This window comes from Spirosoma endophyticum (genome assembly GCF_900112365.1).
Taxonomy (GTDB): domain Bacteria; phylum Bacteroidota; class Bacteroidia; order Cytophagales; family Spirosomataceae; genus Spirosoma; species Spirosoma endophyticum.
Genome location: NZ_FOLQ01000018.1, coordinates 31,427 through 45,794 on the forward strand (window position 1 = coordinate 31,427; position 14,368 = coordinate 45,794).

The window sequence follows — 14,368 nt, forward strand, 5'->3', positions numbered from 1 at the left end:
ATGAAAACTCAGGTATCGAAAGAAACGCTTTTCAACTACTTTGCTGGCCGGGCAACCGCCCTACAAAAGCAGGCCATTGACGAGTGGGCGAAAGATCCTATTAACCGGGAAGTGTTTTTCGAGTGCCTGGTCGCATGGGAAAGTCAAAATTCGCAGTTTATGGCCGACGACCGGAAAGCCCTGGAACGACATCGGCAACGCATGCTCGACCAGCAGCCTGAAACCGCTACGTCTCAACTATCTGCGCCAGGAGAACCCATAACACATTGGCTAAATCCCGGTCGGCTGCGCTGGATGATAGCCGCTTCCATAAGCCTGATCGTCCTATTAGGCGGACTCTTTTTCAAAGATGATCTGCTGTATACTACATATAGCACGGCCTATGGCGAAACCCGTACGGTCAAACTCGCTGATGGAAGTCAGGTGACGCTCAACGCCAACTCATCGTTACGGGTACCTCGATTTGGATTCGGCCAGAAAACGCGTGAAGTCGTATTGTTAGGCGAAGCTGATTTCTCCATCAAACACCTGCCCAACCATCAACGGTTTGTCGTTCAGACACATAATAATTTTGAGGTGGTTGTGCTGGGCACCGAATTTCTGGTCAACACCCGTGAGAAAGCGAAGAAAGTGGTGCTGAATAAAGGCAAAGTACAACTCCTGTATCAGGAGGGGGAAACCAGTAAGCAATTAATGATGAAGCCTGGCAATCTGGTCACGTTCGATCAGACGGGTCGGGTCAGCTTGAAGCAAACACCTAACCCACAAGAATTTACGTCCTGGAAAGAACATCGATTCGTATTTGATGGAACAACCCTGGCAGAGATTGGCACGCTGTTTAAGGAAAATTACGGGATAGACCTGAAAATACCCGACAAAACGCTGGCGCAATGGACCATTTCGGGTGCCTTTAAGGCCTACAGCGCCGAAGAACTTATCGAAACAATAACCAGTGCTTCCAATCTGACCTACCGACAGCAAGGTGATACGATTGTTGTAACCCAAAATCAGTAACTAAACACCCCTTACCTACTCATGAAAAAACTAATACGTATGCTGCTCCTGCTGGGAGTGGTACTGGGAGGAGTACGGCCCGGCTTTTCCCAACTGCTGGCCAGCGCCCACCAGATTCAGCAAAAAGAAGGGCCGGTCAAAACGTCACCCCAAAAGCTAAAAGACGTCCTTAAAAAGTTGCAGGACCATTATGCCATCGATATTCTGTTTTTCGATCGTAATGTAGACGGTCTCGTCGTGGCGGGTGATGTGATCAATTATAAGGTGAACATCGAGCAGAATCTTACGGCCGTTTTGAAACCGCTGGGACTGCGCTACAGAAAGGTAAAAAACGGTGGCTACGTCGTGGTGTCCAAAGAGTCTGCCGAAAGAACGGAAGCCAGCAACAATCTGTCGCCAGTTGGCTCACTAACGTCGCCCGATCGGTTCGATAACGAAGTTGACAGCCGACCGGCATCCATGAACCTTCCGGCCAAATTACCCACCGAAAAATTAGCTCCGGTCGACATTCCGGTTCAGGGCACCGTCACTGACGATAAAGGCGAAGGGTTGCCGGGTGTGAGTATTGTCATCAAAGGGTCGCAGAAAGGAACGACGTCCGATGCCGAGGGAAAGTATAAAATCGACGTACCAAACGTATCAGCGATCCTGATCTTTAGTTACGTCGGCTATTTGCCTCAGGAAGCAACGGTTGGCACCCGTACGACGGTCGATGTTACGTTAAAAGCCGACGACAAAACGCTCGATGAAATTGTGGTTGTGGGCTACGGAACCGTCAAGAAAAAGGATTTAACGGGCTCGGTGGGCGTCATCAGCAGCAAAGAAGTGAAAGACCTTGGCGTCACACGTATCGAACAGGGATTGGCCGGGCGGGTCGCCGGGGTTCAGGTGAAAGCCGTGTCGGGCGAACCCGGTGCGGCTCCCCAAATCAGGGTGCGCGGCATTGGCAGCATCTCGGCGGGAGCCGGTCCGTTATACGTTGTGGATGGCTTTCCAACCGATAACATTCAGACCCTGAATCCCAACGACATCGAAACCCTCGACATTCTGAAAGATGCGTCGGCAACGGCGATCTACGGCTCGCGGGGTTCGAATGGCGTGGTCATCATCAATACCAAACGGGGGAAATCGGGGAAAGCCAATATCACGCTCGATACGTATTACGGCTGGCAGAGCGTATCGAAAGTGCCGATCATGAAGAACTCCATCGAGCAGGCGAATTTCTTCTACGACGGCATGCGCAATCGGAATCTGGATGCAGGTAACAACGTTTCGGGCAATCCAACCACCTGGACATTTCCAGTCCCGGCCATCATCATGGACGTTCGCGAAGGACGAAATACGACCGACGAAAACTCACTCGATAAAGTCCTGATTACAGCCCCACAACGCCAGATTCAACTGGCTGCCACGGGTGGTACCGAAAATGTACGATACGCCGTCAGTGGGGAGTATTTCAATCAGGATGGCATCATCGTCAACAGCGGCTTCAAGCGGTATTCACTCCGTACTAACATCGACGCGCAACTCTCGAAACGGCTGTCGGTAAAATTGAGTCTGAATCCGTCGTATACAGATCAGCGTTCATTGCCATCGACCGGTGTGAGTGGCGGCACCGCGGCTACGTTGGGCATTGTAGCGTCGGCTTTGCAGGTTCATAATTTCCGGCCGTTGCTGGATGCCAACGGCAACTACTTTAATTATGCCGGCCTTGCCGACATGGCTGATATCTACAATCCGCTGGCCGTTGCCAGGGAAACCATTACGTCGCAAAAAGGCTTTCGATTTCTGGGCAACATCAACGCTGAATATCAGATTTTACCGGATTTAAAATTCAACGTTCAATTGGGCGGAAGCCTGCTGAACGGGAAGGGCATGTACTTCGTGCCGCAACGCGTTTATTTTGCCAATGCCCTGGCGTTAGGTACCGACAATGCCTCCATGATTACGAACTGGCTTACCGAATACACCTTAAACTACACGAAAACTATTGGCAAACACTCGCTCTCAGCCTTAGCGGGCTATACGGTTCAGAAAGAGCACGGCGAATCTAACTTATTAAGCAGCAACAAATTTCCCAATAACCTGGTACCTACCTTAAGTGCGGTCGGTGGCTTGATCACGAACGGCACATCAAGTGTTTATGAGTGGTCACTGCTGTCGTATCTGGCCCGTGTCAACTATAATTACAACAGCAAATATTACCTGACTACATCCATTCGGACGGATGGTTCATCCCGTTTCGGCACCGAAAATAAATACGGCATATTTCCTTCAGTAGCGCTGGCCTGGCGGATTTCGGACGAGAATTTCCTGAAAAATACGCGGGCGATTAGCGAGCTAAAACTACGTACCAGCTATGGCGAAACCGGCAACAATAACATTGGCAACTACGACCAGTATGGAACGATTGCCTATGAAAATTATGGTATGGGCGGCACCGTGGCGAGTGCCATTGCGCCGGGCCGGATTGGCAATCCGTCACTAACCTGGGAAAAACAAACGTCCGTCAATGTTGGCGTTGATGCCAGTTTTTTCAACAGTCGGGTTAACGTGTCTGTCGATCATTTTCAATCCAGAAATACGGATTTACTCCTGAACGTAAACATTCCCAATAATACCGGATTCAGCACGGCTTTGCAGAACATTGGCGAGGTGAAAAACACGGGCTGGGAGTTCGTTTTGAGCACGGTAAACGTTGACAAGAAAATCAGATGGTCAACCGATTTCAACCTGTCTTCGTATCGCAACAAAGTAGTCAAATTAGGGCCGCAGGGCGATCCTATTTACTCGGGCAACAACGTAACGATGATCGGTCAGCCGATTGGCATGTTCTACGGGTTTCTGGTCAATGGCATCTTCAAAAACCAGGCCGATCTGGATAAAGGGCCGCTCTACAATCCAACCGGAAGCGACCGCTCGCGCGTTGGCGATGTGCGCTTTGTGGATATCAACGGTGATGGTGTCATTAACAATGCCGACAAAACCATCATGGGGTCGCCTTACCCGGATTTCTTTTATGGCATGACCAACCGCATTACGTATAAAAACCTCAGCCTGAGTGTCAGTGTGCAGGGCTCGAAAGGAAATCTGATTTATAATACGTCGCGGGGTGGCGGCAACAGTGGACGGGCGCGCGTTCGGGGCTATGCATTCAGCAATAATTACTGGAAATCGGAGCAGGACCCCGGCGATGGCGTAACACCCCGCCCCAATGATAGTCCAACGGGTGGTGTACGACTGCCGAGCCAACTGTTCCTTGACACAGGCACCTACCTCAGAATCAACAATATAACCCTGGCTTACGTAGTACCCAGTGCTATTACGCAGAAACTGGGCCTTGGTTCGCTACGTGTGTATGTAAACTCAAACAACCCGTTCCTTTTCACGAAAAACACGGCGTTTAACCCGGATGTCAGCACAACCGACAATCCGTTGACGCCCGGCGTAGAGGCCAATGACTATCCATTGCCGAAGAGCTTGATGATTGGCTTAAATGTGGGATTTTAACGTAGGGAATTAAGTAAAAAACTACAGCAATGAAAAAGATATTCTGCCTGCTAAGTGTAGCTTCCATGCTCACGGTGTCATGCCAAAAGACCTTCATCGAATTGAATCCGATCTCCACGGTAAGCGTTGAGGCCGTCTATAAAACTGACAAAGATTTTCAGGATGCGGTCGTCGGCGTGTACAGCATGCTCCGAAATCAGTATCAGGATTTTTGGATCTTCGGCGACCTGCGGGCGGATGATTCGTGGCACGCCCTCGGCAACGATGCCTTTCTGGTTTCGGTGGATAAGTTCAACATGAACAGCGATGCGGCTTTGATGATTTCCACCTGGCGTAATTATTACAGCGCCATCAATCGGGCAAATCTTATTTTATCCAAAATCGAAACGGCCGATGCAGCCCTCGTCCCGAACAAAGATCGACACATGGCAGAAGCCAAATTTCTTCGGGCGTTTGCCTACTTCGATCTGGTACGAATTTTTGGCGACGTTCCGCTTAACCTTGCTCCCACCACGATTGCCGAAGGATACACAAAAGCGCGCGAAAAAGTAGACAAGATTTATGACGACGTCATTATTAAAGATTTGCTGGCGGCCGAGGCTGTATTGCCCACAAAATATACGGGTGCTGATGTAGGTCGGGTAACAAAAGGAGCTGCGAAAGCTATTCTGGGACGCGTGTATATGACCCGTAAGGATTTCGTAAAAGCGGAAGCCAAACTACAGGAAGTCACTACGTTAGGGTACGCCCTTTTGCCGAATTACAAAGACCTGTTCGACTACACAAAAGACGAACACCATAGCGAATACATATTTGACATTGAATATCAGGACGGCAATCTGGGCGCGGGCAGTGGTTTCTCGAACAAGTTTTTACCGAAATCAGCGAACTCGCTGGCCGAAACATTTTACGGCATAAAAGGCGGTGCTGGCGAGCAGAATAGCCCGACGCTAGCGCTGTTCGACTCCTTCGATCCGACCGATCCAAGACGCGATGTTACAGTGGCGAAAGGCTACACGGACAACAACGGGGTTTTCCAGGGATTTTTGCAGATCGCTACGTTCACCAAAAAGTACTTAGCTATTACGAACACGCTGAATGACAGCAAAGTAAACTGGAAGGTGATCCGGTATGCCGACGTATTATTGATGTACGCCGAAGCGCTGAACGAGAATGGCAAAACCGATGCGGCTCTTACGTACCTGAACCAGATACGCACCCGGGCGAACATGCCAAAGTTCGCCGGTCTGAGTAAAGATCAGTTACGTACTAAAATCTACGACGAACGGATTTACGAACTCTCCATGGAAGGCGTCCGGTGGTTTGACCTGGCCAGAACAGGACGCTTGCAAAGCGTCCTGGGACCGCTTGGCTTCAAAGACTTCAATGCGCTATTCCCGATTCCACTGGTAGAAATTCAAATCATTAATAACTCAGCCGTATTACTGCAAAACCCAGGGTATAATTGATTATAATTAAAAAGACCCCCAACCCCCTGAAGGGGGCTCTGGTTGCGAGTAAAGAAGCCCCCTTCAGGGGGTTGGGGGTCTTTTTAGACATCCATCACTCATTAGTATATTTTCATTTAAGCGTATGAAAGTGAGAATCAATCTAATCTTAGCCCTGTCAATGGTGATGTCTCTCAGGGGGATACAGGTAGGTTTTGGTCAGCAGAAAAAGAATGTATCAACAAGCCCTGCCGTAAACTACATCGATCCGACGATTGGAAACATAGCGCCTTTTTATAACACCAACCGGCCGGTCGTGCAGGTCCCCAACCAAATGATACGTATGTTTCCCAAGCGTCAGGATCATCTGGATATGCAGATCACCGACTTCCCGATGACGTCGCTGAATATCATTACACCCCAGGTGATTTTTGCGATAAAGCCGTTTGCTGGCGCGTTGGCCGATACGGGCTGGTACCGGCGACTAACGTATGACCATGATCTGGAAGTCACCCAGCCCTGGTATTACTCCGTAAAACTGACGGACGATGACGTATTGACCGAATACACAGCGGGCGAACGAACCGGGATTTACCGATTCACCTTTCCGGCGGGCGCTAAGAAAAACCTCCTCTTTTCTCACTATTACGCCAAAGGGAAATATGATCTCACTGACGGCACAACCATCACGGGTGTAGAGTTTGTCGATGACGCCAATCACCAGCAGAAAGGCATGGCCTATTTGTACGGAAAAGTCTCTGGCAAACCGGAAAGTGGCAAGAAGCAGGGCGAAAAAGACTGGGGTCGCTACACGGTGCTGGGACCTCCCCAAAAGCATAAAAAAGTGGAGGGCGAACGAGCCTATTTTAGCTACACTGAAGCCGATGCGCCGGTGCAGGAATTCCGTTATGCCCTTTCGTTTATCAGTTCCGAACAGGCCAGAAAAAACTTCGAAAAGGAGCTGACGGGCGTTACGTTCGATCAATTAAAAAACAAGGGAAAAGCCGCCTGGGAGAAAACCATTGGGCAGGTGAAGGTAGAAGGGGGCACCGACGCCCAGAAACGCAGTTTTTACACCGCCCTTTACCGTTGCTACGCCCGTATGGTCGACATGTCGGAAGATGGAAAATATTTCAGCGGCTACGACAAGAAAGTACACGACGATAAACGGCCGTTTTACAACGACGATTACACCTGGGGTAACTACCTGGCCCTGCATCCGCTACGTTCGATCCTCGATCCCAAACGGGAAGCGGATATGCTGCAAACCTATGTGCGGATGTACAAGGAAAGCGGCTGGATACCCGAATACCCGAAATTCTTTGGCGACCGTGCGGGCATGTTTGGCTTCAAGTCTTTTGTGGTATTTCTGGACGCCTATCGAAAAGGCATTCGGGATTTCGACACCAAAACAGCCCTGGAAGGCATGATCAAAAGTGCCGACAAGCGAACTATGCTCCCGCACCGGAATGACCCGAAAGGCGCACTGGACGATTTTTACTATGCGAAAGGCTATTATCCGGCGCTGCATCCCGGCGAAGCAGAAACCGACTCCGTAGCTAAACTCCACGGCAACGGACAACGTCGGTCGGCGGTGGCCATTACGTTGGGGAATAGTTATGATAGCTGGGCGTTGAGCGAATTCGGCAAGGAATTGGGGAATCAGGATGTCTACAAAAAATACGCACCCAGAGCCCAGAATTACAAGAACGTCTGGCACGCTAAAACAGGCTTTTTCCTGCCGAAAGACGCGAAAGGTGAGTTTATAGAAATTGACCCCAAGTTCGATGGTGGTCATGCCGGGAACGATTATTATAATGAAAATAACGGCTGGAGTTACCGCTGGAATGTTCAGCAGGACATCAAAGGGTTTACCGAGTTGATGGGTGGACCTGACAAACTGGAGCAGAATCTGGATCAGCTTTTTCGGGAGGGCCTCGACCGCAGCAAGCCCGTTTTCTGGGAGAAATTTCCTGACCAGACGGGCATGATCGGGCAGTTTGCCATGGGCAACCAGGTGACCTTCTTTATTCCCTATCTGTTCAACTACACCAACGCGCCCTGGAAAACCCAGAAGTACACCCGACTCCTGCTGGATACCTGGTTTCAGGATACCATTTTCGGCGTCCCCGGCGATGAAGATGGCGGCTCAATGTCCTCCTTTGTGGTCTTCTCGGCCATGGGCTTCTACCCCACCACACCCGGCATTCCCCGCTACAGCATCACCAGTCCGCTGTTCACCAAAGTCACCATCGACCTGCCCAACGGCAAAAAATTCACCTTGTCAGCCCCCAACTCATCGCGTCGCAACAAGTACATCCAGTCGGCCACGATGAACGGCAAACCCCTGACCTCGCTCTCATTTTCCCACGATGAGCTAATGAACGGCGGGACGCTGGTCTTGGAAATGGGCGAGAAAACCGACAAGAAATGGAATATAACATACTAACGTATCCACGGGCTGAAGCCAAACGCAGCCCGGCCTGTGGATGCACTTAACCTTCAACTGAATATGTCAGAATTTCAACGAACTCTATATAAAACCTTATTAATCAGTATCGCTACGACTAGTTTGCCCCAACTCAGTCTGGCGCAAACGGGTGTCAACTACATTGATCCGACCATTGGCAACGTAGCACCTTTGCTGAATACCAATCGCCCGATTGTGCACTTGCCCAATCAGATGGTACGGGTATTTCCGCACCGGCAGGACCACCTGGATATGCAGATCACCGACTTCCCGATGCTGTGCCAGAATATCATTACGCCCCAGATGATCTTCGCCATCAAACCATCTGTCGGTAACGTAGCAGACACGGCCTGGTATAGCCGCCTGACCTATGACCATGACCTGGAAGTCACCCAGCCCTGGTATTACTCCGTAAAATTGACCGATGACAACATTCTGACCGAATACACGGCGGGCGAAAAAACCGGTATCTACCGATTCACCTTTCCGGCGGGCGCCAAGAAAAATCTCCTCCTCTCCCACTATTACGCCAACGGGAAATACGAGATTCAGGATGGGAATAAAATCATCGGTAATGAACTCGTTGTCGATGCGATTCATGACCAGAAAGGAACCGCTTATTTGTACGGCGTTTTTACAGGCAAGCCGCAAACCGGCAAGAAAGACGGCGAAAAAGATTGGGGTAAATACACCGTTAGTGGCGTACCTGAAAAACCCAGGAAAATGCCGGGCGAACGCGCCTTTGCCAGCTACGCCGAAGCCGATGCGCCCGTGCAGGAATTCCGCTACGCTATCTCATTTGTCAGCCCTGAACAGGCGAAGAAAAACTTCGAGCAAGAGTTAACCGGCGTTACGTTCGATCAACTCAAAAACAAGGGCAAAGCGGCCTGGGAAAAAGTGATCGGGCAGGTGAAAATAGAAGGCGGTACCGACGCGCAGAAACGCACGTTTTACACCGCCCTTTACCGCTACTACGTCCGCATGATCGACATGTCGGAGAACGGTACGTATTTCAGCGGTTTCGACAAGAAAGTACACGAGGACAAGCGACCTTTTTATAACGATGATTATACCTGGGGAAATTATCTGGCTCAGCACCCATTGCGAGCAATCCTCAACCCCAAACAGGAAGCCGACATGCTGCAGTCGTACGTGCGGATGTTTCAGGAGAGCGGCTGGATGGCGGAGTACCCACGGCCATTTGGTGATCGGCCCGGCATGTTTGGCTTCAAATCGTCGGTGATGTTTCTGGATGCGTATCGGAAAGGGATTCGGGATTTCGATGTCAAAACGGCCTTCGCAGGTATGCTCAAAAACGCCGAACAGGCTACCATGCTTCCGTTCCGAAATGGTCCCAAAGGTGATCTGGAAGAGTTTTACTACACGAAAGGCTACTACCCGGCACTGCATCCCGGCGAAACGGAAACTGACGCGTTTGCATCGCAGAAACCGGGCCAGAAACGATCGGCGGTGGCCATTACGTTAGGTGATGCGTATGACAGCTGGGCACTGAGTGAGTTGGGCAAAGAGCTTGGCAATCAGGATGTCTACAAAAAATACGCACCCAGAGCCCAGAATTATAAGAACGTCTGGCAGGAAAAATCCGGGTTCTTCATGCCGAAAGATGCAAAGGGAAACTGGATCGATATCGACCCGAAATTTGACGGCGGCCACAATGGATTTGATTACTACAATGAGAACAACGGGTGGAATTTTATGTGGAATGTTCAGCAGGACCTCAAAGGCTTGCGCGAGTTGATGGGTGGTGCCGATAAGATGGAAGCGAAACTTGACCAGCTTTTCCGCGAGGGACTCGACCGCAGCAAGCCCGTTTTCTGGGAGAAATGGCCCAACCAAACGGGCATGATCGGGCAGTTTGCCATGGGCAACCAGGTGACCTTCTTTATTCCCTATCTGTTCAACTACACCAACGCGCCCTGGAAAACCCAGAAGTACACCCGACTCCTGCTGGATACCTGGTTTCAGGATACCATTTTCGGCGTCCCCGGCGATGAAGATGGCGGCTCGATGTCCTCCTTTGTGGTCTTCTCGGCCATGGGCTTCTACCCCACCACACCCGGCATTCCCCGCTACAGCATCACCAGTCCGTTGTTCACCAAAGTCACCATCGACCTGCCCAACGGCAAGAAATTTACCTTATCGGCCCCCAACTCATCGCGTCGCAACAAGTATATCCAGTCGGCTACGATGAACGGCAAGCCCCTGACCTCGCTCTCGTTTTCCCATGATGAGCTAATGAACGGCGGGACGCTGGTCTTGGAAATGGGCGAGAAAACCGACAAGAAATGGGAACCGCAGAATTAACGTATAGCCTACATCGTCAGGAAAAACTGACTAACCTATAAACGCATTTATCTCTATGAAATGGACACAGGTTATTGACCCGCTTAACAATATAGCGTTGTCCGTATTGGTGGCGGCAGTGCCCATTATTTTTATTTTCTGGGCACTGATCATCCGGAAAATGAAGGGTTATCAAGCCAGTCTCATCGCCATCGTCATTGCTACGTTCATTGCGATTCTGGTTTATGGCATGCCCGTAAAACTAGCCGTTCTGTCCATCGCGCATGGTGCTTTGTACGGTCTTTTCCCTATCTGCTGGCTGGTGATCATGTCGGTGTTCCTCTTTAACCTGACCGTTAAAAGTGGCCAGTTCGAAATTATCAAGCACTTCATGGCGGCCATTACGTCCGACCGGCGATTGCAGGCGCTCCTGATTGCATTTTCGTTTGGTTCGTTTCTGGAAGGCACGGCGGGCTTTGGCGCACCGGTGGCCATTACAGCCGCCATGCTGGTCGGACTAGGGTTCAATCCTCTCTATGCGTCGGGGATCTGCCTGATTGCCAACACCGCCCCCGTTGCGTTTGGCTCCATCGGCATTCCCATTACGGTAGCCTCGCAGGTATCCGGTATTCCCGAACTACCCATCTCGCAGATGGTGGGCCGTACGTTGCCTCTCCTATCAATATTGCTGCCTTTTTATCTGGTGACGATCATTGCCGGATTCAACAAAGCGAAAGAAATATGGCCTGCGGTGCTGGTATCGGGCGTTTCGTTTGCCTTTCTCCAGTGGTTTTCGTCCAATTATTTAGGCCCTTCCCTGCCTGATGTCATCGCGGGTCTAGGCTCGATTGTTTGTCTGATGGCTTTTCTCCGATTCTGGAAACCTAAAACGGTGTGGCGCTTTGCTAACGAACCAGCCGCCACGTTCAACACCGACGTATCGTACACGAGCGGGCAGATGCTTCGGGCCTGGTCGCCGTTTATTGTGCTGACCATCATGGTAATTGCCTGGGGCATGCAGCCGATCAAGGACGTGCTAAACTCAGTTGGGATGTTCCAGTTTGAATTTCCGGGACTTCATAATGCCATTGTGGGACAGGACGGAACCGTACTACCTAAATTATTCAAGGTCAATTATTTATCAGCCGCCGGAACCGCCATACTCATCGCTGACCTCGTAGCCATTCCATTGATCGGCCTGACGTATGGCGAGGGGGCAAAAGTATTCGGCGCTACGTTAAATCAACTAAAATTCCCGATCCTGACCATTGCCGCCGTACTGGGATTTGCCTACATCCTGAATGATTCGGGTATTACACTCACCCTGGCTGCCGTGCTGGCTAATACCGGCTTTATGTTCCCATTTTTCGCGCCGGTTTTAGGTTGGCTGGGCGTGTTCATTACAGGTTCCGATACGTCGGCCAATGCGCTGTTCAGCAAACTTCAATACGCTACGGCTCAGTCGATTGGCGTCGATCCGGTGGTGACTGTGGCCGCGAACATCTCGGGGGGTGTTGTGGGCAAAATGATTTCTCCACAATCCATCGCCGTGGCTGCGGCAGCCGGCAATCTGGTCGGTAAAGAGTCCGAATTATTCCGCTTTACGGTGAAGCATAGTTTCTTCATGCTGCTCCTGATCTGCCTGATTGTGCTGGCGCAGGCCTACGTAGTGAAATGGACAATTCCGGTCTATGAGATGCTTAGCAGTAGCAAAACGGTTACCACGCCTGACGTATCACGCGGTTATGTCTACCTGCTTGGGTTAGCTATTTTGTTAACCGTCCTGGCATCGACGATTGTGACGATGACGAAGAAGAAAACCCCAACACCGGACCTGGTCAATTAACTTTTATTGAACACAGAGACACGGAGAACACAGAGTTTTAAATCATTGGCTTTTAAGCATCTAAAGCTTTGTGTTCTCCGTGTCTCTGTGTTCAAACCACCTTTAAATCCTTAACTCGATGAAACTATTCCTTTCTCCAAAAGAATGTGTGCTGACGTTTTTTGCCTTTCTCTGTATAACCAAGTTGAATGCCCAGCTTGTCAAGCGATCCAACGTACCGGCACCCGCTTTCGAAGTCACCGGCAGCATTTATCCCTGGGAAGTGCATGATGAAGGTATGGATTTGATCCTCGACAACCTGACGAACATAGCCGGTGTAAATTCGGTGTATCTGATTGCCGTCATGCACCAGGAACATCGGCCGTTCAACAATGACAAACTACCCGGCACGTTCCTGTTTAACCACAATCCGGCTCGCCGGGAATGGGATGCCGAAGACTCCAGAGCTTATTTCCGACCCGATATGAGTGCCTACGGACGTATCAAACCTATGTTTTCGAAGTATGCCTGGCTGAACGAAACCGACTGGCTGAAACTACTTCTTGACAAAGCACATGCGCGTGGTCTTCGGGCGGGCGTCGAGGTTTCTCACACGTACATTCCGGTGGACTACCTCAATCAGCATGAAGAGTTTAAGCAACGGGATATCAACAACAATCCCGTCGAGCGACCTTGTACGAACAACCCCGATGTCCGGCAGTATCTGGTTGCGCTTTATGGCGATCTGGCCAAAAACTACGATGTTGACTACGTTCAGACCTGTATGTTGTTGTTTAGCCGATCCGATGATCCGACCAAAGGCGGCACCTGTTTCTGCGAATCCTGCAAGCATAAAGCCAAAGCAATGGGTTTCGACATGGAAGCAGCCATCCCCATTCTGAAAGACAATCCGTATGCGCAACCTCAGTTGGATAACTGGCGCAATTTCCGGAAAGCATCCACAACCGAAATTTATAAGTTGGTTACGGATAAACTGCATGAGATCAATCCTGGGATTGATTTCCGGCTGAATGACCTGAACGACAGGACATCTGGCTTAGCACTCGAAGAGTTAAAGAACAATATCAACTCCGTTCATTTATCCACGCACACGGAGCAGAATGGCTATCAGAAATCAGACCGGAAATCCCGAATCGCTACGACGAAGTATTTCATGGGCAATGATATTCCCATCATCCCCGGCGTTCCTACGCGCCTGCTCACAACACCTGAGATTGTGAAATCCAGTATTAAAATTTCGGTTGATGGTGGCGCAAAAGGAATTGGGATCAAGCATTATGACGGCTCTCCCTATTCGCTGCTACGGGCCGTTCGCAATGGACTTAGCGAAGCGGGTGTAGCTGGTTTTACGCCAGTCACCGGTATGGAGGTTGAAAATATGACGCTGGCAGGCTACACCGCCGACAAATTTCTGATCGAGCCCTGCGTACAGACAACCGGAAAGGGAACGGCAAAATCTGCTTTTACCAATCCATCCGGCATCTATGACATTGTGGTTTCGTATGCGGATGAGAAAGGGGGACAGGGTAATTTATCCCTATCCGTCGCCGGTAAACCAAAAGCCTCCTGGCAATTAAATGAAGACGTGGATTGCTGGAAACGAAAAACCATACCCGGCATAAAGATCAATACGGGCGATGTGATTGAACTCGTCGGCGTCGCGAATGGCCGTGAAACGGCGCGGGTCGATTTCATTGAATTTGTACCACAACCTGGTGCTCTCAAAACGAAAGCATCCACAAAAACGCACTGAGTTCAAAAACCGTTTTCAGCCAC

General features: G+C 50.3%; 7 protein-coding genes. All 7 read left to right on the forward strand.

The window, feature by feature from the left end; genetic code table 11:
* Positions 1-1,014 carry a FecR family protein gene (locus BM202_RS28080; protein ID WP_093832481.1) on the forward strand — a complete coding sequence of 338 codons (1,014 nt, stop codon included), beginning with the start codon at positions 1-3 and terminating at the stop codon, positions 1,012-1,014.
* Positions 1,015-1,035: 21 nt separating this feature from the next.
* Positions 1,036-4,524, forward strand: coding sequence for a SusC/RagA family TonB-linked outer membrane protein (locus BM202_RS28085; protein ID WP_093832482.1), 3,489 nt, complete (start codon positions 1,036-1,038; stop codon positions 4,522-4,524).
* A gap of 29 nt (positions 4,525-4,553) precedes the next feature.
* Positions 4,554-5,993 (forward strand): RagB/SusD family nutrient uptake outer membrane protein, encoded by a 1,440-nt coding sequence (locus BM202_RS28090; RefSeq protein ID WP_093832484.1) that lies wholly within the window; start codon positions 4,554-4,556, stop codon positions 5,991-5,993.
* A gap of 124 nt (positions 5,994-6,117) precedes the next feature.
* Complete coding sequence (locus BM202_RS28095; RefSeq protein WP_093832486.1) at positions 6,118-8,421, forward strand: GH92 family glycosyl hydrolase; 2,304 nt, start codon at positions 6,118-6,120, stop codon at positions 8,419-8,421.
* Positions 8,422-8,484: 63 nt separating this feature from the next.
* Positions 8,485-10,767 (forward strand): GH92 family glycosyl hydrolase, encoded by a 2,283-nt coding sequence (locus tag BM202_RS28100; protein ID WP_093832488.1) that lies wholly within the window; start codon positions 8,485-8,487, stop codon positions 10,765-10,767.
* A gap of 55 nt (positions 10,768-10,822) precedes the next feature.
* Positions 10,823-12,592, forward strand: a complete 1,770-nt coding sequence (locus tag BM202_RS28105; RefSeq protein WP_093832490.1) for an L-lactate permease — start codon at positions 10,823-10,825, stop codon at positions 12,590-12,592.
* Between the two features lie 118 nt (positions 12,593-12,710).
* Positions 12,711-14,345 (forward strand): carbohydrate-binding protein, encoded by a 1,635-nt coding sequence (locus tag BM202_RS28110; protein ID WP_093832493.1) that lies wholly within the window; start codon positions 12,711-12,713, stop codon positions 14,343-14,345.
* Positions 14,346-14,368 lie beyond the last annotated feature (23 nt).